The sequence below is a fragment of the Flavobacteriales bacterium genome (assembly GCA_016124845.1).
GTDB lineage: Bacteria > Bacteroidota > Bacteroidia > UBA10329 > UBA10329 > UBA10329.
This window is the reverse complement of record WGMW01000009.1, coordinates 189,387-210,350: the sequence shown is the minus strand read 5'-3', so window position 1 is coordinate 210,350 and position 20,964 is coordinate 189,387. Positions and strand designations below refer to the sequence as shown.

The 20,964-nt window shown below is 44.6% G+C and carries 23 protein-coding genes; 2 read left to right on the top strand and 21 right to left on the bottom strand.

Annotation, left to right across the window (positions count from 1 at the left end; genetic code table 11):
• Window positions 1-3 precede the first annotated feature (3 nt).
• Window positions 4-1,080, top strand: coding sequence for a hypothetical protein (locus tag GC178_05020; protein ID MBI1286921.1), 1,077 nt, complete (start codon window positions 4-6; stop codon window positions 1,078-1,080).
• Window positions 1,077-2,135 carry a glycosyltransferase gene (locus tag GC178_05015; GenBank protein ID MBI1286920.1) on the top strand — a complete coding sequence of 353 codons (1,059 nt, stop codon included), beginning with the start codon at window positions 1,077-1,079 and terminating at the stop codon, window positions 2,133-2,135. Before GC178_05020 ends, GC178_05015 begins: the two co-directional genes overlap by 4 nt.
• Here the strand turns inward: GC178_05015 and GC178_05010 are convergent.
• The 21 genes from GC178_05010 to GC178_04910 form a co-directional block, all read right to left on the bottom strand.
• Window positions 2,130-3,272, bottom strand: coding sequence for a glycosyltransferase (locus GC178_05010; protein MBI1286919.1), 1,143 nt, complete (start codon window positions 3,270-3,272; stop codon window positions 2,130-2,132). The genes GC178_05015 and GC178_05010 overlap by 6 nt on opposite strands.
• Window positions 3,269-4,219 (bottom strand): glycosyltransferase, encoded by a 951-nt coding sequence (locus GC178_05005; GenBank protein ID MBI1286918.1) that lies wholly within the window; start codon window positions 4,217-4,219, stop codon window positions 3,269-3,271. The genes GC178_05010 and GC178_05005 overlap by 4 nt, the downstream gene beginning before the upstream one ends.
• A 2-nt stretch (window positions 4,220-4,221) precedes the next feature.
• Window positions 4,222-4,929 carry a methyltransferase domain-containing protein gene (locus tag GC178_05000; protein ID MBI1286917.1) on the bottom strand — a complete coding sequence of 236 codons (708 nt, stop codon included), beginning with the start codon at window positions 4,927-4,929 and terminating at the stop codon, window positions 4,222-4,224.
• Window positions 4,930-5,048: 119 nt separating this feature from the next.
• Complete coding sequence (locus GC178_04995; GenBank protein ID MBI1286916.1) at window positions 5,049-6,068, bottom strand: glycosyltransferase; 1,020 nt, start codon at window positions 6,066-6,068, stop codon at window positions 5,049-5,051.
• Between the two features lie 41 nt (window positions 6,069-6,109).
• The gene (locus GC178_04990; GenBank protein MBI1286915.1) at window positions 6,110-7,123 is read right to left on the bottom strand and encodes a glycosyltransferase; all 1,014 of its coding nucleotides are present in this window, start codon (window positions 7,121-7,123) and stop codon (window positions 6,110-6,112) included.
• Window positions 7,120-8,136, bottom strand: a complete 1,017-nt coding sequence (locus GC178_04985; GenBank protein ID MBI1286914.1) for a glycosyltransferase — start codon at window positions 8,134-8,136, stop codon at window positions 7,120-7,122. Before GC178_04985 ends, GC178_04990 begins: the two co-directional genes overlap by 4 nt.
• On the bottom strand, window positions 8,133-8,984 hold the full coding sequence (locus GC178_04980) for a glycosyltransferase (protein MBI1286913.1): 852 nt from the start codon (window positions 8,982-8,984) through the stop codon (window positions 8,133-8,135). Before GC178_04980 ends, GC178_04985 begins: the two co-directional genes overlap by 4 nt.
• A gap of 31 nt (window positions 8,985-9,015) precedes the next feature.
• The gene (locus tag GC178_04975) at window positions 9,016-10,044 is read right to left on the bottom strand and encodes a hypothetical protein (GenBank protein ID MBI1286912.1); all 1,029 of its coding nucleotides are present in this window, start codon (window positions 10,042-10,044) and stop codon (window positions 9,016-9,018) included.
• A gap of 61 nt (window positions 10,045-10,105) precedes the next feature.
• A complete protein-coding gene (locus tag GC178_04970; protein MBI1286911.1) occupies window positions 10,106-11,131 on the bottom strand; it encodes a glycosyltransferase in 1,026 nt (341 codons plus the stop codon).
• Entirely contained in the window at window positions 11,043-11,765 is a 723-nt protein-coding gene (locus GC178_04965; GenBank protein ID MBI1286910.1) for an FkbM family methyltransferase, read from the bottom strand. The genes GC178_04970 and GC178_04965 overlap by 89 nt, the downstream gene beginning before the upstream one ends.
• On the bottom strand, window positions 11,762-12,589 hold the full coding sequence (locus tag GC178_04960) for a phytanoyl-CoA dioxygenase (protein MBI1286909.1): 828 nt from the start codon (window positions 12,587-12,589) through the stop codon (window positions 11,762-11,764). The genes GC178_04965 and GC178_04960 overlap by 4 nt, the downstream gene beginning before the upstream one ends.
• Window positions 12,590-12,595: 6 nt before the next feature.
• Window positions 12,596-13,531, bottom strand: coding sequence for a hypothetical protein (locus GC178_04955; protein ID MBI1286908.1), 936 nt, complete (start codon window positions 13,529-13,531; stop codon window positions 12,596-12,598).
• Window positions 13,528-14,181, bottom strand: a complete 654-nt coding sequence (locus GC178_04950) for a sugar O-acyltransferase (GenBank protein ID MBI1286907.1) — start codon at window positions 14,179-14,181, stop codon at window positions 13,528-13,530. Before GC178_04950 ends, GC178_04955 begins: the two co-directional genes overlap by 4 nt.
• Before the next feature lies 1 nt (window position 14,182).
• On the bottom strand, window positions 14,183-14,812 hold the full coding sequence (locus GC178_04945; GenBank protein ID MBI1286906.1) for a methyltransferase domain-containing protein: 630 nt from the start codon (window positions 14,810-14,812) through the stop codon (window positions 14,183-14,185).
• A complete protein-coding gene (locus tag GC178_04940) occupies window positions 14,809-15,507 on the bottom strand; it encodes a hypothetical protein (protein MBI1286905.1) in 699 nt (232 codons plus the stop codon). Before GC178_04940 ends, GC178_04945 begins: the two co-directional genes overlap by 4 nt.
• A complete protein-coding gene (locus tag GC178_04935; protein ID MBI1286904.1) occupies window positions 15,507-16,244 on the bottom strand; it encodes a dTDP-4-amino-4,6-dideoxyglucose formyltransferase in 738 nt (245 codons plus the stop codon). Before GC178_04935 ends, GC178_04940 begins: the two co-directional genes overlap by 1 nt.
• Window positions 16,241-17,332, bottom strand: coding sequence for a DegT/DnrJ/EryC1/StrS family aminotransferase (locus GC178_04930; protein ID MBI1286903.1), 1,092 nt, complete (start codon window positions 17,330-17,332; stop codon window positions 16,241-16,243). Before GC178_04930 ends, GC178_04935 begins: the two co-directional genes overlap by 4 nt.
• 55 nt (window positions 17,333-17,387) lie before the next feature.
• Window positions 17,388-18,194 (bottom strand): DUF616 domain-containing protein, encoded by an 807-nt coding sequence (locus GC178_04925; protein MBI1286902.1) that lies wholly within the window; start codon window positions 18,192-18,194, stop codon window positions 17,388-17,390.
• Window positions 18,164-18,832: a methyltransferase domain-containing protein gene (locus GC178_04920; GenBank protein MBI1286901.1), complete on the bottom strand. Its 669-nt coding sequence runs from the start codon at window positions 18,830-18,832 to the stop codon at window positions 18,164-18,166. The genes GC178_04925 and GC178_04920 overlap by 31 nt, the downstream gene beginning before the upstream one ends.
• 7 nt (window positions 18,833-18,839) lie before the next feature.
• Window positions 18,840-20,093 (bottom strand): ATP-binding cassette domain-containing protein, encoded by a 1,254-nt coding sequence (locus tag GC178_04915; GenBank protein ID MBI1286900.1) that lies wholly within the window; start codon window positions 20,091-20,093, stop codon window positions 18,840-18,842.
• Window positions 20,093-20,950: an ABC transporter permease gene (locus GC178_04910; protein ID MBI1286899.1), complete on the bottom strand. Its 858-nt coding sequence runs from the start codon at window positions 20,948-20,950 to the stop codon at window positions 20,093-20,095. Before GC178_04910 ends, GC178_04915 begins: the two co-directional genes overlap by 1 nt.
• Window positions 20,951-20,964: the final 14 nt, after the last annotated feature.

Sequence of the window (20,964 nt, the reverse complement as noted above, 5' to 3'; positions counted from 1 at the left end):
GTATTGAACGAGCACATGGCAAGCACGCAACCCATACGGATCAAGTTCATTGGTGATGTGGCTTTCAACAACAGATACATTCAGCTTTTGGAATCGGGCGAGAACCCGTTTGAAGCCGTTGCCCCGATTCTTCAAGATGCCGATCTGGTGGTTGGGAATTTAGAATGCTTGGCTGAAGGAACGGCTCAGAACGAAAAGAAAATCCCACGGATCCATACTTCAGTGAAGGCGTTGAATGCGCTGAAAAACCTGAACCTTGGTTTGGTTTCGCTTGCCACGAATCACGTTTACGATAACCTCGAAGAGGGATTTCAGAACACGGTTCAGAAACTGGACGAGTTGGGAATTGCGCATTTAGGCGCTTCGCTGAACCAGGAAATGGCGGCCAAACCATTCATTTTTGAGAAGAATGGAATGACGATCGGATTCCTGAATTGCGTGCATGAGGATACGAATCCGAAAATGCCCGCTGAAGCGAAAGTCTATCCGAACATGTACGATCTTCCCAAGATCTTGGAGGATATTCGATCATTGAAATCCAAAGTTGATAAAGTGGTACTGCTCCTTCATTGGGGTGGAAAATGCGATTACGGTTATTTCCCGCACGAAGAACAAATCAACCATGCCAAGAAAATGGTGGATGCAGGTGCGGATGCTATCATCGGTCACCACACCCATACCTTCCAATCTCATTTGCTTTACAAGCAGGCACCAATTTATTTCAGTTTGGGCAATTTCTGTTTCGATGATATTGTGATGGGAAAGAACGTTTGGCCAATCCGCGGAAGCGGAAGAAAAAGTGGAGTAGTGGAGTTGGAGTTTTCAGGTGAGAAAACCGAACATCAGGTTTTTCCATTTCGGTTAGATGGACTTGAACTGAAACGCGATGATTCATTGAAACCGGAATTTGCGAAATGGCAAAGACGTTTCAATCTCTTTCGCAATCTGCCAGGCGGATATTCACTCTATTACTATCTGCTGAAACGATGGGAACCGGTCCATTTTCATGCGCAGCAGAACAACACGACTATGGTCGGGGTGGCGGTTCAAAAGGTTAAACGCATCTTTGGCCTCGCATGAATCAGCTGAAATCGCTCGTTCGGAAAATCCTTTCGGTGGTGCTTTACAATTGCTGGTACCGTTGGAACCGAAATTGGGACAGGGCTAAAAATGGAGAACCTCTGAAAGATGGCATTACGGCCGTGGTCTCTGCCAAGAATGAGGAATACATTATTCCATTCTGTCTGAAAAGTCTAGTCGGAGTTGTCGATCAAGTGGTATGTATCGACAATGGTTCCGATGATGCCACACTTCAGGTGATGAAGGATTTTAAGGCTGAATTCGGAGACAGGATTGAAGTAGATGTGTTGGAAATGCTAGGTGCACTTTTAGGCGATTGCCGAAACGCAGGATTGGAACACACACGCTTCAAATGGCATTTGCGCTGGGATGCGGACATGGTCTGTCGGACTTCTGGTTCAGACGATATGAAATTGCTGCGCGAAAAGGTGCTGAAAGACGACCGACCAAGAACGATTCAGCTGCCGAGAACCAACTTGCGTGGAGATTTTCATCACACCCGGAAAAACCTTCCCGCCATCGACCCAGGCGAGCCGATATTGGTTCGTTATGGAAAAGATATTGAGTACGTGGAATACGGCAAGTTCGATGTGATCCGCGTGCCATTCTACTACGCCATTGAAAAGGAAATCAAGCGATATTACTTCCACTGCGAAGGGTTGAAATCGGATGATAATCTTATTTACCGCAGGCAGTATTTCGAATGGCGAGAGGCTTTCAACAAGTACTCGGATTCGAATCGTCCAAAAGAGATTGCGGACTTTGAGACGTTCAAGAAAGCATGGTGCGAACGCGAGTTAGGAACGAGTGATCATAGGAGTTTGAAATGGCGATTTCAGCGTGAGTTCTGCAATCGGTTGGAAGTCATCGACAAGCAACTTTTCGGGGAATATCCTGACGTGTTGAAAGCTGAATCTGAATCAGCGGAAACGCGTTTTCAGGTGATTTTGAAAGACGGGAAGCCGTTTTACAGGGTTGATCGATCAGACAAGGAAATGGAAAATTATCAGCCTACCGAAGGTGACCTGGCTTGGACTGATTCGAAAGATTTATGACCGGATTTTCCGTTCGGAAAGCAGTTTTTCATAAAGCCCCAAAACCTTATTTGCGTATTGCTTCAAGCCGTAATTCGCGCTGAAATCCAACGCGTTTCGGCTCAATTCAGCGTATAGGTCCTGGTCTTGCGCCAGTTTTGCAACGGCTTCAGAAAAACCTTTCAGATCATTTCGTTTCACAACAAAACCGTTGTGTCCATCAACTGCCACTTCGGCTGGACCACCATCATTGAAACAGACAACGGGCTTTCCGCATGCCATCGCTTCCAGTAGTACCAATCCGAATGCTTCGTAATGCGAAGCATGCACCAAAAGATCCGCCTTGTTCAAGTAGATTTCGGGATTATCTACCGTTCCTGGATAGTGGATTCGTTCGCCAACGCCAAGTTCGGATGCAAGTTGCTTTAGCTTGGGTTCCTCAGCACCACTACCGAGCAACGTCAGGTCTGATTCAACCCCAAGCTTCAGCAGTTCAGCCACTACTCGCACCAAAAACTGCTGGTTCTTGTTGTAGTTCAGTTTTCCGACCGCAATTAGATGGAATACGGAATTGTCACGTTCAACTTCCATAGGTCGGAACAGACTGGTGTCCACTGCATTATTGATGATGGAACAGGCTTTCGGGTCGGCTTCCAAATGCTCCATGACCCATTCTTTCATAAACTCAGAAATACACAGAAAATGGTTGTTGCACTCTTTGTAACCGCTTATCAGGTTGCGTTTAACGTTCCAATTCCACCAAGTATCCTTCTTTAGGAATGCGGCTAATGGAACTTTCCGAAGCATCTCAGGGCAGCCATGCCAATGCGAAATGTAAACTGCCTTTTCGTAAGGTTTATGACGACTGATTAGCTCCGCTTCAATCAAATGACTGTGAATGATCTGCGGGTCGAACTCGCGAACGGCTTTGTCGAAACTTTCGGTATCAGAAGTGTCCTGACCAAGCAGCGAATAGGAAACGCGAGCAGGTGTGATCACCACCTCGGTTTTGCTTTGAAGCGAACGGTAAAGGTTCTCATCGTGCAACGCGAAGATTTTTACTTCGTGTCCCTGCGCTTCCAATTCTTGGGTAAGGTTGAGAACAAGTCGTTCGGCCCCGCCTCGGATCAATGATGGAACAATCTGGAGAATTCTCATGCCTGCTGAACGAATTTAGGCAGCTTTCCAACCGTAAGTCGCTTTACCAACGGAATGGTCGAGCCGATAACCAGCAATTTGTCCTTCAAAAAATGACCCGTATCAGCAAGAATTGAGCGGATCATGTTCAAGTAAAAGGCGGCAAGTTTTCCTCTTTTCAAGTAACTGACCGCCAGTTTATAATACGCTGCGCTGAGTGCGAACTTCCTCCATTCTGGTCGGATTCGTCCGTCCACATCTTGCGCAATGATCCGTTTTCGAATTTGCAGATTGGCCAAGTAGGTGTCGGTGTTCAGGTAGTCGATGGTGCGGTCGCCAAGATCGCGCAGCACAACCGTGTATTGGTCGGAATGAACGATCGGGTATTTCCGAACGATTCGGCTCCAGAGCTCCTGATCCTCGCCAACCCGAAGCTTTACATCATATCGGTTCTCTTTCAGGATGGAGTTTTCAATACAAACGCGCTGCGAACAGATGGAAATCTTCAGCACAAGTTCAATCGGGTCGTCCGTTTCCGTGACGTAAGGCGGGTCTTTTCGGTATTCGCCATTTATTTCAGCCAATGAATTTCCCAAAACCATAGCCCTTGGAAAATCATTCGCCACAATCGTTCGATGGAATTGCTCCAAATGGTCTTCCAAATAGATGTCGTCACTATCTAAAAAGCAGATGTAGCGGCCTTGGGCAAGTTCAATTCCGTGGTTACGCGCGGCACTTCTTTCGGCATTATCCTGATAAATGTATCTGACCCTGGAATCTGCCACCGAAGCCGCTTTCACCAGTTCTCCCGTGTTGTCCTTCGAGCCATCATCGATTACCAAAAGCTCAAAGTCCGTAAAAGTCTGCGCCTGAACACTCTTCACCGCATCCATGATGGATCTGGCCCGATTGTAAGTTGGGATGATGACTGAAAAGAAAGGTTTTGTACTATGGTCGGATCCAGACATTGTCAGGCCTTTTGAGCTACAATGCAGAGGTCTTCGCCCGGTCGATTATGTGTGAAAGGCACATCGGCCAACCTGCTGAATGGGGTTAAAGCCTTAATGTTTTTGAACAGGCCGGATTTTTCCATGGCGTAACGCATTCCCTCTTCATCAAAACACCAATGATGCGCCTGATATGGAACGCTATGGGTGAAAATGGAGAAATAATAGCTTTGTGGGCTTCCTTTTTCAATTCGGGTTTCCGCCCATTCTGAAAATGCCGAAGGAGTGTCGAGCGCACTTCTCAGATACATTTTGGCCATCAGTCGTAGGTCTGGAACGGTTATCAGGATCCAGCCCTCATCATTCATCAGTCGATGGAAGTTCTCAAACGCCTTTGGCAGTGTCTCAATCGGCAAATGTTCCAGCACATGCTGCATTCGAATGAGGTCGAACTTTCCCATCGATTCGAACTTTTCCGTTGGATGATCCAAAGTGGCATTGAACTGAAAGTAGTGGTCTCTCAATTTATCGTTCGCTTCTTCCGGTGGGTACAGATCCGCGAAGAAAAAACCATCACTGAAACTGCCCGATGCGCCCATATCCAACCAACGGGTTTTCCCTTGTGAGCGGAGCAATTCCCCCAAACCGTTCTTCTTGTTCTTGTGGCGAAGATGATACGAGTAAATGGCTCTAAGCCTTAGAGGGTAGTACAAACGGTAGAACCAGCTCATTCAGATTGCATTCTGTTTGTCGCAAACCTGCGATCGTTGGCCTAAAGAAAGAAAAACTAAAGACACAAAGGCTGGTTCGTTACGTGATTTTGGTAATTCAATGATTCAAAGAAGTCGAATCAGAATCGCGCTAAGAATGATTTGAGATTAATGTTGAAGAACAATTTCGGGCCATCCGAAAAGCGAACTTCTTTCAGGCCGCGAAGAATCTGTGGGATTTCAGGTTCGGTTTTCGCCATGAAATTACAGAGGTGAAGAAATCGTGAACACAGCTGAAAACGGAGAAATTCAGGTTCGAAATACCCGCTATTGTTATTGGCTTGAATGATTCGGCCCAGCAGAGATGAAAGAGCGGAAACCTTTTCGAGATCAAACCAAGAATAGTTCTGGTACATCAACCATTGGATGAGTTCCAATTCTGTCTCGGTAACATCAATTCCCATTGCCTGAAAGATTCTGACTTTCACTCGGTCTGAATTCCGTTTCTGTATATCTGAGAACTGTTCAGAAACGCGGGTTTCGTGATGCCGGATCAGATAGAGCGGTTCGGGAATATTGGCTATTCGGCTCACATTTCCCACTCGGTCGAAGAAGTCGTAATCCTCCGCATGCTTGAAGTCTGGGTCGAATTTCAATCCATAGTTTTTCAGAACATCCGTGCGTAGCATGGAAGTACCATGAATGATCTGTATCTGGTACAGATGCCGCAAACGGATAATGTCATGTTCAGTAGAAAATCGGCCTCCCGATCTGATGGAGCCATCTGGCATCAAACTGTCAAATCCTGTTCCAAGAGCTCCCACTTCGGAATGGGTTTCCATGAAGTCGATCTGTTTTTTGAATCGATCTGGCAGACAGATGTCATCGGCATCTGCACGAGCAATATATTTGGTGTCAATGGAGTCAATTCCAATATTCAGTGCATTTACCACCCCCCCATTTTCTTGAAGTTGGATAACTTCTAACCGTTTATCATTGAAACTTTCAATGATATTCATTGAGCCGTCAGTAGACCCATCATTGATGATCAGGAGTTTGAAATTCTGAAAAGACTGATCCAAAACGCTATTAATAGCGTCTTTCAAATGTTGTTCGGCATTGTAAACCGGCATGAGAACTGTCAGAATCGATTGTCCCATGAAGAACAAAATTAGAACTCCGGAAAAATTTCTGAAAGTGGCTATTGCAATTCTCCGCGAATTGATTTCACGAAAATCTTTGACGTTTTCTCTAATCGAGGTTTTTCTGACAAGAGATTTTCATAAGACAAATACGTCTTGAATACGCTCCAGCCCAAGTGAGCATGGTTGGAGCAGGTCTCATACCATTTATTGTTCAATGTTCGAGAAAGCCATTCAGAATTCAAATAGGAGCTGTTGTTGTTGGACACTATCATGTTGCTAAGTAAAGTGCCCAAACTTTTCAGTTGCTCCAAAGTCAAGTTGTCAACCTGATGATTCATTTGCATAAAGGCTTCCAATTGGTTTGGGCTTACATTCAAACCTAGTTCATGGAACAACTCCGTTCTTATTCGAATACTGTTGCTTTTCTGTGTTGACGCCTGTTGTTTCGAAATATTACTGTCGTGTAATCTGTATCGAAGTAAAACTTCTGGAACATTTGCAAGTTGACTTACCATGGCAAATTGCCCCCACAGCTTATAATCTTCTGCATGTGGGTAATCCAGATCATATTTCAGACCGTGCTCTTTTATTACGGAAGTTCTGAAAATAGTGGAAGGGTGAATGATCGGGCATTGGTATAGTGACATGTACTTGAGACTTTGGTGGTCTGTTGGGTATCTGACCACGGAAGAAACATCACCGAACGCTTCATACCAGGTTCCGCATAACCCTACTTCGGGGTGCTCTTCCATGAACGATACCTGCGTTTCTATTCTTTCTTTGATGGCAATGTCATCAGCGTCCAATCTTACGATGTACTTTCCTTTGGCAAGGCTAAGACCTTTGTTCAGCGTGGCAATGAGTTTCAGGTTTTTCTCGTTCCGAACAAGTTTAATGCGTTGGTCGCTGAAGGATTCCACAACGGGTACGGATCGGTCCGTAGATCCATCATCAATTATCAGTAACTCAAAATTTGTATAGGTCTGTTCAAGAATGCTTCGAACGGATTGCTCCACGAAGTCCTCGGCATTGTACATTGGGATAAGTACTGTGACCAACGGCTGATTCATCCTTTGTTCAGGTGTTTTTTGAGCAGGTGAATTTTTGAGAAGAGGCTGATGTAGGCAGTATTCAGCTGAACAATTCTTTTCACTTGTCCTAATCGGGCAAGTGCCTTTAACAATCGGTCATTGCCCTCCAAGTTGAAGAACGCTCCCAGCAAAAGGATCGTTAAATCACTTTTTGCATTATTTGCCAGGTACACGGCTCGATTGAACCAGAACGGAAGACGGCCATTCTCTGGCATTTCTCTTCCTGCCAAGCAAGATGTGTATATGTCAAGATATGCCTTTGTCTGCCCAAAACCATAGAATAATCTACGCAGATACCTCCAATTGACCCTGCCTTTGGGCAGATGATGCATAAAGAAGATCTCTGGGTTGAAAACCAATTCGTAACCGGCCATTCTGAAAGCATAGCACAATTCAGTATCACCACCAGACATGAGGGTTTTCCCAATTCTATCCGAAAGAAGACCGGTGAAACCCGCACCTCGGATTTTTTCCATGACATCCATACGCAAGGCTAATCCTGCACCATAAAGGTGTTCGATGGCTTTGCCGTTGTTTGATTGCGGACCAATGGCATAGCAATAATCATATTCCCAGAACCAAGCGGGAGCGGTAGCCTCCAAAGCTGCAATTCCAAGGCCACCGACCATGCCTGCGCTCGCGTTTTTTTTGAATGCGTTCCAAATACCTTGGAGATAATCGGAGCAAAGACTGTTGTCGTCATCCACCATCAGTACAATATTGTACGTGGCTTCTTCGAAGCCCTTGTTGCGGGCGTTGCTCAGTCCGGGTTTTGGTTCGAAGACCACTCGATTTGAAACTGGGGTTTCGGCTTCCGCGAGAAGCTTTTTGGCAAACTGTGCTGTACCATCGGTTGAATTGTTGTCAATTACAATGATCTCCCAATTGAAAGAGCCATCCGTTTCCTGCTGAAGTATATGCTGTAGCGTAGGTTCAATTCTACTCGTGCTATTATAGCAGCAAACGATGACCGAAATGCCTTCGTTTTTCATCTGAACACCAGTATTTTCAATTCAAACCACGTTTTCCAAAACTTACCGTGCTGTTTCTGTCCCCGATAAAAATAGAGGAGCTTGTCCAGTTGTTTTCGAATGGCTGATGCATTGGCGTTTTTGAAAGAATCACCCACGATTGAACGAATCAGCCTTAGTGCCTTTAACTTGTTCTGAAGTTGTTTTTCTTCTTTGATTCCAGACCAAACACCTCCATCATGCTTGCGATATGTAGATGTTTTTTCAGGCAGATAGATGTAGTCGCCTTTTTGGATGAGAAGCGTGTGCAGGATCCAATCTGCAAACGGACTTTGAAAATACGCTGGTGGAAAATCTTGGAAACAAGAACGTCTGAAAACCAATGTGCAGGTTGGAACCGGGTTGAAGTTCAGTTCGAAAAAGTCTTTTGCTGATAAGATCTCAAACTCTGTGTCCACGTAAGCATACGGACTGACCGAACCATCTTCATTGAGTACATCAGCATTACTGAAACAAGCGGAAGCGTTTGGGTTATTCTCAAGAAGATCGATCTGTTTCTGCAGTTTCATCGGGTCGTTCCAGATGTCATCTCCTTCGCAAAGAGCAATGTATTTTCCGTTGCACGCCTTGATTGTTCGTGCCCAGTTGCCGTGCATTCCCAGGTTCTTTTCTTTCTCAAGAATTCGAATTCTTGAGTCCTGGCTTGCCAGCCTTTCAATTATGGTCAGGGTACTGTCTGGCGAACTGTCGTCTCCAACCACAATTTCGTACGGAACATTCAATTGTTGTCGCATTGCCCCCGAAAGAGTTGCTTCAATAAAAGCTTCCTGCTTATAACTGATGATGCATACGCTTACAACAGGGGTCATTCGGTAGGGTAAAACGAAAGGTTTGTTCAGTTTAACTGGAGTAACCGATGAGTTTCAACGTTCGGTCAATCATGCCAATGATGAGTCTGCTCAATGGAGTTTTTTGGGTTGCGAAAGACCAGCGCATGTATCGGAAAATCAATCTGTCAAACTTCCCTCTAGGGTCTTTGAATCGTTCTGGGTTTTCTTTTTTACCAGTGGCGAATTGAACCCAGTCTTTTCCCCAAATATTGGTCATACGAAAGTATTTGGTTCCGAATTCATCCAAGTATTCTAATAGCCGATAGTCGTGTGAGTAGTCATATCCGTAAACGGCTGAGGTTACGTCAATTCCTAATTCATTGTACCCGTTGAACCAACTGTCGTTTACGGGAAGTACGGCTGGTTTTTGAAGAGGAGGGGAGTATTTTCGGAAAATGTTTGGGCCAAACTGCCCTTTCCCTACCTTTTCGTATGCTCTATACCATCTCGACTTACTCTCTTGCCTTTCCGGGTTTGTCAGTTGATAATGCAGCAATTTGATTTCGTTGCACCTCAGGATCGTTATATCGTAGTTTGGCCAAGGAACACGGCCCATATGCATTACGCTACCTGTCAGAGTCGATGTTCCATCGTCCACGAATCCTACTTCTATCATGTTGCTTGGACTGTACGTTTTCATATCCGCATGAAGGTTGGCCCATGGCATTCGAACAATCGAACCGGCAGGCAGTTCAAGAATGGTCTTCCATTCTGAAGAGGTCAGAAAATTGGCCGAGAAAAGTTCATCGGCATCCAAATTCATGATGATGCGCTTTTCTGCTTCAACTTTTCTCGCTGCCTCGTACAACATGGAACGCATAACCAGTTCGTTCCAGTCTTTATTAGGGCTGTTTACGATGGTGACCTTTTCGTGACCCTGAAGGATTTCCAGTGTGTTGTCCGTTGATTCTTGATAGCCTGCAATAATGTGGTCAGCCCAAACGCTTGCACACCTTAAGAACCGGTGCAATTCAAAGGCTTCATTGACCACTGGGGTCAGGCAGATCAATTTGGTTCCCTTTGGTTTGGTAAATCGCATATTGGTACCTAAGAACTGAAAAATTATTGTTTTCTACTCAAACTGAAGATGATAATAACTCCTAAACAGAGCGATGACGTAGCCGATAAACATAATCCCTTATGATCTGAGCCTGATTTCTGTGGTTGAACTTCAAGGAGTTAGATAAGGACCTTAGGAGCCATCCCAAGGAGTTGAAATACTTTTTGTTACGAATTTCCATGAAAGCGTATTCCAGATAATACCACCAATTATTCTGAAGAAAATGTTTGCTGATCGGAGAACCAAAATAATCCGCTAAGAATGCATTCATGTTCATGCCTTTAGTGAGCGTGTCCAGTTCAGTAGTTGCACGGGTCATGCTTGCTGAATGCACAGTGTAGCTTGCTGTCACCTCGTCTATGAAATAGAGTCTTCCCTGTTTTCCAGCTACGCACCACATGAAAAAGTCTACGTGAAACAGACCTTCCAGTTTTGGTACTGCGGCAAGTACTTCTTTCATGATGCTACTTCTCATGAGAACAGTACATGTTGGAATGCGAAACTTACCGCGAACGTATCCTGCCATGTCTAAGGTTCTCGGAGGTTTATCCTGGTGGTAAAACGGAACATTTAAACCGTCCTTGACTTTTACTGCATCCGTGAAGACAAGGGAAACGTCAGGCTGAGCATTCAGCACGTTCACCTGCTTTTGTAACTTGTCTGTCGTCATCCAGAAATCGTCACCTTCAAGGGTGGCTATGTAGTCAGCACCATGATCAATGCATTGGTGGTACAGAAAGAATCCGTTCTGCGTGGCTCCTTTGTTCGGGTCATTCAAAAAAAGCGTGATTCTATCTGGGTGTTCTGAAGCCAATCGTTTACAGATATCACGGGTGCCATCTGGCGAATTGTCTTCTGCAATGAAAATGTCGAAAGGGAAATCTGTCTGCTGCGCAAGGACGGATCGGACGGCTTTTTCTATGTAAGCTTCGTGCTTGTAGGTTACTATCCAAACAATAACCTTAGGGTAAGATGGTTCAGCTGGGCTGCTCATCTCTGTAGAAGATGATATTGAACAGGTTCGGCTCGTTCGGTACTTGGTGCCTAGAGTTTTCTCTGAAGCCATGTTCTGCAAGGTTCTTTACGACAAAATCATAACTCTCATCTTCAACTTGCAACTCATAAATGACTCCCGTGAGTTGAGGTCCTGACAAAACCTTCTGCGCACCTCGCATAAAAGGTATTTCCGAACCATCAATATCAACTTTGAGATAGTTTGGTAACGGAATGCCCAATTTGACAACTGCGTCATCAAGGCTTATCAACTTGATTTCTTGCACCGTTTTGAAATCGAAGTCAAGATCAGCTCGTTTTTCACCACTGTCCACTACTTTTTGATGACCTCCGGCCCAAGGTTGACCAATGTTCATGCGTCCTTCCTTCGTTTGGTCACTTACGCCATAGTTCAGCGGGGTTATAAGCGAACCGTCTATTCCATTGAGTTCAATATTGCTGGTCAGCACCTTGAAGTTTTCCTGCTCTGGTTCGAATGACACACATCTAATTCCATGGAGGGCAGCATAAACGGAGAACCGGCCTTCACAGGCACCGAGGTCGTACATCACATCACCTTCCTTCATCTTGTCGATGAAATCCAGGTTCTCAGTCTCGTAGTTCATTCTTGAGCATAGTTCCAATGACCGAGTATGTGCCATCAGTTTCATTGGAGTCGAACGTACCTTGGTTTCTACCGTTTTCATTTAAATGTTGCTTTTACCTGTTCCAAGCTGGGAAAGTCTGGGGTTAGTTGCTCACCGACCGGACGGTAAATGTAAGCATGTGGGTAACCTCTCTGTACAAAGGTCGGTTCATTGAGGTCGTTGTAGCGGAAATGTGTACTCCACCGTGGATTTTCGCTGGTGTTCTGTCCGCTCTGATGAATGAGAAAGCTGGAGAAGAAAAGTGCATCCCCTGCTTTTACTTCAACCGATACCAGCGATTTCTCCTCCTCGGGCGTTAGCTTCACCATACCAAAACCTTGGTGTAAATGGTCTGTTCTGAGCCCCATCAAGTGGCTTTTCGGTAGCACTTGAAGGGCACCCAACTCCAACGGAACATCAACGAGTGGAATCCAGACTACCATTGAGTTCAAAGAACCTTGCATGCTACGCCAATCCTGATGTGCATCGACTTGATAGTAGACCTTTTCTTTAGCCAGATTTGGATGATTGAAGAATAGTACCGGGCGAGTGCTGACAACAGGAACCTCCATTCCAAGGGAACGGATGGTTCTAACTATGCGTTCATCCAAACTCAAGCGGTGTAGGTCAATCAGATGCTGAACTTGCTTTCCACAATTACTGAGGCACTGAAAGTCTTCTTGAAACAACCTGAACAAGGCGGAATTAAAGCCCTTTTCAGAGATGTCTTTCAGCAAGGTGGAGTCGTTGAAATAACCTTTTGCTTGAAATTGTTTCAGGAAAACCCCCTTGGCTTCATTAAGAATGTTTGCGACTTCACCTGTATCGAAAAACGATTGTTTGAGTACATATCCGTTCTCATTATAAAATTCCAGTTCGCTCATTTGCTTTCAATTAGAATTCCACTCAGCATATCCGAATCCGCTTTTGCCAAATCCGTTTCCGTTGTAAAACATCAACAGCCGACCATCGACTTCTACCACATAAGGATATGAGATCATTTGAGAGTCCCAACTGACCTCGCTCACGTCTATTCCTGAAAGTTCATCTTTTCTGATCCAATTAATTCCATCCGTTGACTCAGCATAGCCGATACGGTACGTATTGTCTGGATTGTTTCTGTAATCTGTGGCTTTCCTTTTGCCAAACCACATTTTGTAAATGCCGTCAGTGCGGATAACACTGGCACTTACGAGACCACCTTCATCATCCTGCAATTCGATGGCTACAGTACCTGTTTGGTTCCAGTTTCTCCCATCATTCGATTCTGCATATTTGATATTGTAAAGCGGTTCGGGTTTGCCTTCCATGTTCGTCCAACCTGTACAAGAGAGGTACCATATCTTGAAACGTGAATTCTCGTGCATGACAAATGACGTCCCGGAAAAGTATGGTTCTATTGCATTTACGGTGATGATCGGGCCTTCAGAAACTCTTGAAAATGTGATTCCTCCATCAGAACTTACAGCTAAGCCAACTGCGTTCTGGTAAGGAACCGTTCCGCGTGTGGTCCAACCTATGTAGTATAGGTACTTAAGTTCACCGACATTAAGAATGCACGAAGGCATGATCCCGCTGTCATCAAATGTTCCTAATTGGCCAAAATCGAATAGGCACTTGTCGTGGACATAGGTGAGCTTCAAAGGGTTTTCTTTATCCGTTTCGATGAACGAAATATTGCTTTTACCCTCCACATTTCTTGTTGCATAATAGATGCGCAGACGGTCTGCCAACACGTCTACTACAGGAACCTGAGCATGGCTCTTATTCCATGCTTGGCTTCCATCAACATTAAAGACAAGCCCTTTCTTGATCCACACGGTCAGAGGTCTTTCGTGGATTTGTCAGTCGAAATCCCTGGATTCCCCTTGTAAAAGCTCCAAGGCTCAGTATTTCTGGTTATTGCCGCTGCCATGGCTACGAATGTGCCTTCGGCTAATGTTATACCATCTCGTATGGTACTATTTACACCAAGGAGACAATAGTTTTCGATCACGCAATGGCCCGAAAGAACCACATGTGATGTGAACATTACATGATCCTTGATAACTCCGTGATGCCCAATATGATTGCCGCTCCACATCACAACGTTGTTGCCAATGGTAGTGAACGGTTGTAGCGTATTGTCTTCGAGAATGAAGCAATTGTCACCGATTTTATTATCGCAAACAGTTGCTTTCGTACTTATGTAAGAAATACATTCATATCCCTTTTCCTTTATGGCCAAGTAGACCTCTTCACGAAGACGATTCATTCTATTGGGAGCCATAGGTGCAAAGAACTTGAACTCCGATGGAGGATAGATGTGCTCCACTTCTTCAAATGCAACAACTGGAAGTCCGCGAAACTCTTTGCTTTCCGGGAGGTAAGATGCGTTCACAGAGAAAGCCACCACTTCGTGGTCAGAGTCGTTTGTCAGGTAGTAATGGGCCAGTTCGGCAAAATCTTGAATTCCAAATACGACAACTTTGGCCATGTCAGTTTTTGTAAACGTAAACGGTGTATTCGTAGAGTCCGTAATCGTTGCGGATAACGAAGTTACGGGTTAGGTTCTTGACCAGAAAGTCGGTCAGTTTATCAAGAGAGACATGGAAAAGGTCCTCGCGCTCCCAATCAACGTTCTTAGACATTACGTTGAAGGCGATCCCTTTATCGGAATAGTCAAAAACCACCTTGAGCATGTTGGTGAAATACTCCCACATTTCATCAAAGGAAAGTTCTCGTTTTTCGGTGAAAACGCCATTCATTACAATGAAATCGAATGTTCTTCCGATCGGTGTTTCAAGAATGTCCAAACAGTAAAAGGTGTTGTTCGGGAACTTCGATCGGGCAACATCAACAAACTTCTTGGAAATGTCCAGTCCGCTGTATTCAATTTTTATTTCAGTATTGCCCGAGATGTACTCCAGTAGATGACCAGTGCCACAGCCAAAGTCGAGAATGGAGGTGGTTTCATTAACATCATGAAACGTGGCAATTCCCAACATCACCGAATATCTAACCTCAGCATCCTCCGGATTTGGCCAGTCAACTCCCTTGTGAGTGTCGCCATGCTGGTCAAGACAATCTTCGTAATGCTTTACAATTTTGTCGTACTTCTTGGTCATATCAGCTGATACTGGTTCAACAGATTTCGGGTCTGCTCAACGGAGTTGAACATAACGACATCAATAATGGAAAGACCTTTCACAAATTCATTTTTACCCTGTGTGTAGCTGATGTTGTCAGTCTTTAGGAAATGAAGTTTGATACCATCACTTTCAAATTGAGATTGATTGTACAGGTCGGTTCCTCCAATTGCGTTAATGTATGTATTAGCTTTTTCCTTTTTGCAGATGTCAATAATTCGTTCTACTCCTTTCAGTTCAGAGCCATTGTAAGTTTTGGAACTGCTGATGATGGATGTTTCGATCTTCAGGTACTTACAGATTACTTCCAAACTGTTTCTGGCGTAGTCTGATATCATGTCAGAATCATTCATGAAAGCGGATTCAATCAAAGGGTAAACTTCATCGAAATGAGGTGCTGACTTGTAGGCATGCCTTATCGTGGTCAGAATCTTTTCGCGCCATTTTGTGTTCGGGTCAATCCTTATTTCATTGATGAGTTTGTTCTGACTGACCCCAATAAGTGGCACAGTAAACATGTGGTCGTTTCCGTTGAGAAGAACTCGGTTCCGGTTTATCCACCCGCGTTTAATGAAGTTCACATCATCAAACACCACAAACCTATCCACCGCATGGATAAGCTGAAAATACCCGATGTACGGAAAGAGATACGGTTGCATTATTGCCACCCTCATCACTCTTTTTTTACGCGTTTCATCTCCACGGAGATGTAAATTTTATCACCCGTTTCCTTGTCAATAAAGTAAGCGTTCTTGTAGGGTGGGTGGGTTAGCGCTCTTAACTTATCAATGGTTTCTCCAACAGTTGAGGTCTGATTCAGGTCAAGTTGCTGAAGTGCGTAATAGTCTTTTTTGTAGTTGAGATTTCCCGTTTCGCTCGGGCTGAATGTCTTATAGTTGCCAGTAAGCATGGGCATGAACCACTCCTCCAACAGGTCGTATTCCGCCTGAATGATCTTGGGGTAGACCGTGCCTGAAGTGTCTTCTGGGAGAATCTCAATCTGTTTCTGGGCTATTATCGGCCCATTATCGATCTTCTCATCAATTTCATGAATGGTAGCGCCAGCGGGAAGTCCATTGGCAATGCTGAACACTCCCGGATACCAACCGCGGTTATACGGATTAAGACCAGGATGAATATTGATGCAGCGCAGATGGCGTACAATTTCTGCTGGAAACAGTTGACGGCAATGGTAGGAGACCACAACATCGAAAGAGGTCAATATCCACTCAACATTTTCTTTGATGTTCAACGAAGTGACCGCTGGACTCACATTCTTCAGTTCTGTTTCGCTGCCAGGTGAGCAGTGAACGGAGAGTGTGGCAAATGAATCGCACTTATGAATTGCGAACAGCTTCCTGAAATGTTCGATCTGAAACCCAATGTCAGAAATGAGTAGGATTCTGGTCATTTGACAATATCAATGATTGCTGACCCGATCGTATTCACCACATCAGCGTTGTGATCTGAAGAAAGTGGAAGACAAAGAATTCTCCTGCTTATGTCTTCGGCAACAGGCATTTCTACATGTTTGTGCAGATATGGAAGCTTGTTCAACGAAGGGTAGAAGTAACGTCTCGGATAAATGTTCAGCTTTTGAAGCGCATCAAGCACTGAAAGCAGCGTTTCTTCCGAATCGAAAACTACAGGATAGTATGAGTAATTGTGTTTGATTCCTTTCTTGATGTCCAAGCGTTTGACCGATTTTACAGGAGTGAAAATCTTATCATAAAGGACTACCGTTTTTTTCCGATTTCTGAGAATTTCATCCATACATGGAAGAATGCACAACCCCAAAGCAGCATGTATCTCCGACATTTTTGCATTAATGCCCAATCCCCAGAACTCTTCTGGTCCGCGGTGCCCAAAGTTTCCATGGTACCATAATTTATGAGCGAGTTCATCATTATCGGTTACTACTGCACCGCCCTCGCCCGTGTGAAACACTTTGGTTGCATGAAAGCTGAGCGTTGAAACATCTCCGTAGTTCAAGAGTGACTTTCCATCCAGTTCAATACTGAAAGCATGTGCAGCATCGTAGATCACCTTTAGGTTGTGTCGGTCTGCGATCTCTTGTATCAATTCCACGTTACATGGAATACCATAAACGTGTGTTGCAAGAATGGCCGAGGTATTCTCGGTTATTGCTGCTTCGATCTTGGTTGCATCAACACAGAAATCGTCTCTGTCAATGTCTACAAAAACAGGTGAGCAATTTTCCCATACAATGGATGATACCGTTGCTACGTATGAGAATGGAGTTGTAATGATCTCGCCAGTTAGCCCCAAGGCCTTAATGGCAAGCTGTATGGCTATCGTCCCGTTAGAGACCAGCTGCAAGTGTTTTACTCCTAAGTATTCTTTCAGTTTATTCTGAAGCTCAACATGTTTTGCCCCCACGTTTGTCAACTGACCGGACTTCCATATCTCTCCGATCATCCGCTGGTATTCATCCAGCGGAGGCAAGTGTGTTTTGGTTACGTTAATGCGGTCGGCCATTGGTGGGAAATCGATGCAATATAAGATTTGGCTTGGTTAGGACATTCAGCACAAGTCATCTTCTGCGCCTCATTTCGTACAACAGCTTTTTGCATATCGTTCTGACGAGAAATGAAGTTAGAAATGAATAAGGCCATGAGTCGTTGTAGTGGGCGTAACGGTGACCTACATAAGTGGAGAACTCATTATTGTGACCCTTTTCCTTCCAATGTGCGAGCAGGTTGACCTCAATGCCCGACCTCCACCTTGCGTAAGGAAGGGATATTTGATCTCGTCTGCTATGCTTTTCAATCTCTTTCCACCAAATTGTTCTCAGTTCACTCTGCAAATAAGTTTTGAGATTAAATACCATTATTGTGGTTTCGTGCAGACCGAAATTTGCAGGAAACCCTTCTTTGAAGTAATTGTATACCTGCTTGGTTAGAGTTAACGGATTATCTTTTTTCTGGTCAATACAGGCAATCGTTTCAAGATAAACGCAGTAACGAACGTGATGAAATGCGGATATCCCGTGTTCGTGTCCAAATTCAGCGAGCTTTGCCAATTGATCGCAGTGCAATTGTATACTGGAGTCGTGCCAAATGGCGATGTCAAAATTCTCGATGCCATCAAACCCGTTGATCTTTATGTTCCTGGCGTTTTTTGTGATATCTGAAAAGCGTTTTTCTACCAGTTTCACTTCGTAGTCAGACGACCTCAGATTCGGATTGTCGGTCAGGCATACAAATGTAACATCAAGATTACCAAGCTGTTTCTTGTTGATGAGTTCTGGAGCATCATCTTTATTACCGAAAATGGCCGTATAGACTACGATACGCGGCATTGTCAAGACTACCTTTTGACCGCTTTCACATACATGCACACGAAGCCATCATTTCTTGGAGGAAATTCGGGGAATCTTTTGAGAAGCGTTGCTTCATCAATTTCTTTAATATCGCTGAAACCGGCTTTTTTAATGGCCCACTCTAAGAGTTCGAAATCGTACAGGTTCTTGTGTTCCCCATCCTGATGAAAAAGATGATTGATGATGTGCTGTACGGGCATGTCTCCCAGATCGAAATCTGGAATCCGCTTTTTTCTGTCCTCCAATAATGCAACACCTTTGTCCTTCATGTAGTTGGCGCACACTTTTTGCATGTCTGGACATGATAGCCAAAGCTCACCACCAGATTTCAGAATTCTTTTCAACTCTCGTAAAAGTGGAATGAGTTCTTGGGTGAGCTCCAAGTGCTCAATCACTTCCTGAGATACGATGGCTTCGAAATGGTCTGATGGTAAAGGAAGGACTCCAACGCCAAAGTCCATGTCGAAGTCTGACCCCATAATGTCAGCATTCAAGAATCCTGTCACCTTTCTTCGTCCACATCCTAAGTGAAGCTTGTTTGGTAGTTCACCTTTTGGACGATTGCCCCAATGTCGAGCCTTGAAACGCAGCCAGTCAAAGTCAACCAGCATCCGGTTTCGTTCGGACAGACTTCTGTATATCAGTTTCTTGATCATGGTCGGTTCATTTCAGCTTGGTAACGATTGACGGAATTTCCGGTTTCAGCAGTCCTGGAGTTTTGCCATACCAGTTCAGGTTGTTCCTGTCTTCGGAAATACCGAATACCAGCACGTTATCGATAAGTTTAAAGGTGGTCGATCGGTTTTTAACGAAGGTGACCGTGATGGAGTGCAACTTCTCATTCAGTAGGTGTGGCGGAATAGTAAAACGGACTTTTACCTTATCTCCCTTCTGCGACTTTAGTACCTTACTCGAAGCTTGGAACAAGTGGTCTCGCTCGAAGGAATAGACATGAATGTTCATGTGGAATTCTACTGCCGCGTTGAACAAAACCTCTGCTTCAAGCATGATGGTGCTCTCCGTAGTTATAGGTGTGTCGCTGATTACCTTGGCTGATAGCAGGTGGGCCTCCGATGAATTGTCTACGTCAGGAACTTCATAAACAAGCTTACTCTCGCTATGGTAGTTGGTGTACAGGTAGCGATCAACCACATCATCTGAGTCCGCATTCATTGTAACTTGACCATTTTCTAATAAGATAGCACGCGAACATAGAGAACGTACAGCCTTCATATTGTGGCTTACGAAAAGAACCGTGCGCCCTTCCGCATTCGAAACATCTTCCATCTTACCTATGGCCTTTCGCTGAAATTCGGCATCACCGACAGCAAGCACCTCATCTACGATCAAAATCTCCGGTTCCAGATGTGCTGCAACTGCAAATGCTAACCGCACATACATTCCAGATGAATATCTTTTTACAGGTGTGTCAACATATCTCTGCACACCTGCAAAATCGACTATCTCGTCAAATTTGGAGGTAATTTCAGATTTCCGCATTCCCATAATGGCACCATTCAGGTAGATGTTCTCTCTACCTGTCAATTCAGGATGAAAACCTGTTCCAACTTCCAGAAGACTTGCAATCCTTCCTTTGGCTTTGATTGTCCCAGAAGTTGGTGCTGTAACTCTGGAAAGTAGTTTTAGAAGTGTACTCTTGCCTGCTCCATTTTTGCCAATGATTCCTAAAACTTCCCCTTTTTTAACTTCAAAATCTATATCCCGAAGTGCCCAGACGTAATCACTGTTTCCCGTAGAGGAACGATCATTGGCCTCACCGATTTTCAGGTAGGGATCTTCTTTTCCTCGAACTCGGTACCACCATCCGACCAGATCTTCGCGCAAGGTCCCTGCACCGACCATTCCAAGCCTATATTGCTTGGAAAGGTTTTCAACCTTAATGACCACATCGCTCATCAGACAGTATCCATAAATGTTCGTTCCACACGATGGAATGTTACCAAACCAATAAACAGAATGATCAGTGTGAAAATTCCGCTATATACCACCTCAGCTACCGAAACAGTCCCGTTTCCGGTAAAACCGAGCCTGAAGGCTTCAATGATCGGAGCGATGGGATTCAGCCTGACCGCCCAAACAAGATTGCCTTTGAGAGCGGATGCCGGATAGATGATAGGGGTAACATACATCAGCAGAGTCACTCCGAATCCAATGAAGTTCTTAAGGTCACGATACTTCGTGGTAAGGGCGGAAACAATAATTCCAAATCCCAACGATAGACCGCTCATCATAAGAACGAGTAAAGGAAATGCAAACACCCACTTTGTAAAATGTAAGCTGGTCTGCTCAAATATCAAGTAATATCCAAGAAAGGTCAGGAACATCAACATCTGAACTCCGAATTTGAACATGCCGGAAATAACCATGGAGATAGGGGCCACCATTCGGGGAAAATAGACCTTGCCAAAAATGGCCGCGTTTCCGGTAAACGTATTTGATGTACTTGTAAAACTGACCTGAAAATAATTCCAAAGTGTGGTGCCTGCCATATAAAATACCAACGGAGGAATACCATCAGTATCAATACCGGCAATCGTGTTAAAAACAAAATTGTACGCAATGACAGTGAAAATTGGTGCAAGGAAGAACCACAACGGACCAAGCACGGTCTGTTTGTAAACTGCCACAATGTCCCTTCTCACGAAAATCCAGATCAGGTCGCGGTAATCCCAGATCTCATCGAGTTTAAGGTCAAGCCATTTTGACTGCGGCTTGATGACGAGCGACCAATTTTCTTCTGTGCCTGTAGCCATTCCGAATGCGCCCA

Coding starts and splice junctions, on each gene's coding strand:
- GC178_04945 (MBI1286906.1), bottom strand. CDS start 14,812: ATGACCAAGAAGTACGACAAAATTGTAAAGCATTACGAAGATTGTCTT.
- GC178_04995 (MBI1286916.1), bottom strand. CDS start 6,068: ATGGGACAATCGATTCTGACAGTTCTCATGCCGGTTTACAATGCCGAA.
- GC178_04970 (MBI1286911.1), bottom strand. CDS start 11,131: ATGGCTTCAGAGAAAACTCTAGGCACCAAGTACCGAACGAGCCGAACC.
- GC178_05010 (MBI1286919.1), bottom strand. CDS start 3,272: ATGAGAATTCTCCAGATTGTTCCATCATTGATCCGAGGCGGGGCCGAA.
- GC178_04960 (MBI1286909.1), bottom strand. CDS start 12,589: ATGAGCGAACTGGAATTTTATAATGAGAACGGATATGTACTCAAACAA.
- GC178_04940 (MBI1286905.1), bottom strand. CDS start 15,507: ATGAGGGTGGCAATAATGCAACCGTATCTCTTTCCGTACATCGGGTAT.
- GC178_04975 (MBI1286912.1), bottom strand. CDS start 10,044: ATGCGATTTACCAAACCAAAGGGAACCAAATTGATCTGCCTGACCCCA.
- GC178_04950 (MBI1286907.1), bottom strand. CDS start 14,181: ATGGCCAAAGTTGTCGTATTTGGAATTCAAGATTTTGCCGAACTGGCC.
- GC178_04980 (MBI1286913.1), bottom strand. CDS start 8,984: ATGACCCCTGTTGTAAGCGTATGCATCATCAGTTATAAGCAGGAAGCT.
- GC178_04985 (MBI1286914.1), bottom strand. CDS start 8,136: ATGAAAAACGAAGGCATTTCGGTCATCGTTTGCTGCTATAATAGCACG.
- GC178_04910 (MBI1286899.1), bottom strand. CDS start 20,950: ATGGCTACAGGCACAGAAGAAAATTGGTCGCTCGTCATCAAGCCGCAG.
- GC178_04915 (MBI1286900.1), bottom strand. CDS start 20,093: ATGAGCGATGTGGTCATTAAGGTTGAAAACCTTTCCAAGCAATATAGG.
- GC178_05015 (MBI1286920.1), top strand. CDS start 1,077: ATGAATCAGCTGAAATCGCTCGTTCGGAAAATCCTTTCGGTGGTGCTT.
- GC178_04965 (MBI1286910.1), bottom strand. CDS start 11,765: ATGAAAACGGTAGAAACCAAGGTACGTTCGACTCCAATGAAACTGATG.
- GC178_04930 (MBI1286903.1), bottom strand. CDS start 17,332: ATGGCCGACCGCATTAACGTAACCAAAACACACTTGCCTCCGCTGGAT.
- GC178_04920 (MBI1286901.1), bottom strand. CDS start 18,832: ATGATCAAGAAACTGATATACAGAAGTCTGTCCGAACGAAACCGGATG.
- GC178_05000 (MBI1286917.1), bottom strand. CDS start 4,929: ATGAGCTGGTTCTACCGTTTGTACTACCCTCTAAGGCTTAGAGCCATT.
- GC178_04935 (MBI1286904.1), bottom strand. CDS start 16,244: ATGACCAGAATCCTACTCATTTCTGACATTGGGTTTCAGATCGAACAT.
- GC178_04990 (MBI1286915.1), bottom strand. CDS start 7,123: ATGAATCAGCCGTTGGTCACAGTACTTATCCCAATGTACAATGCCGAG.
- GC178_05005 (MBI1286918.1), bottom strand. CDS start 4,219: ATGTCTGGATCCGACCATAGTACAAAACCTTTCTTTTCAGTCATCATC.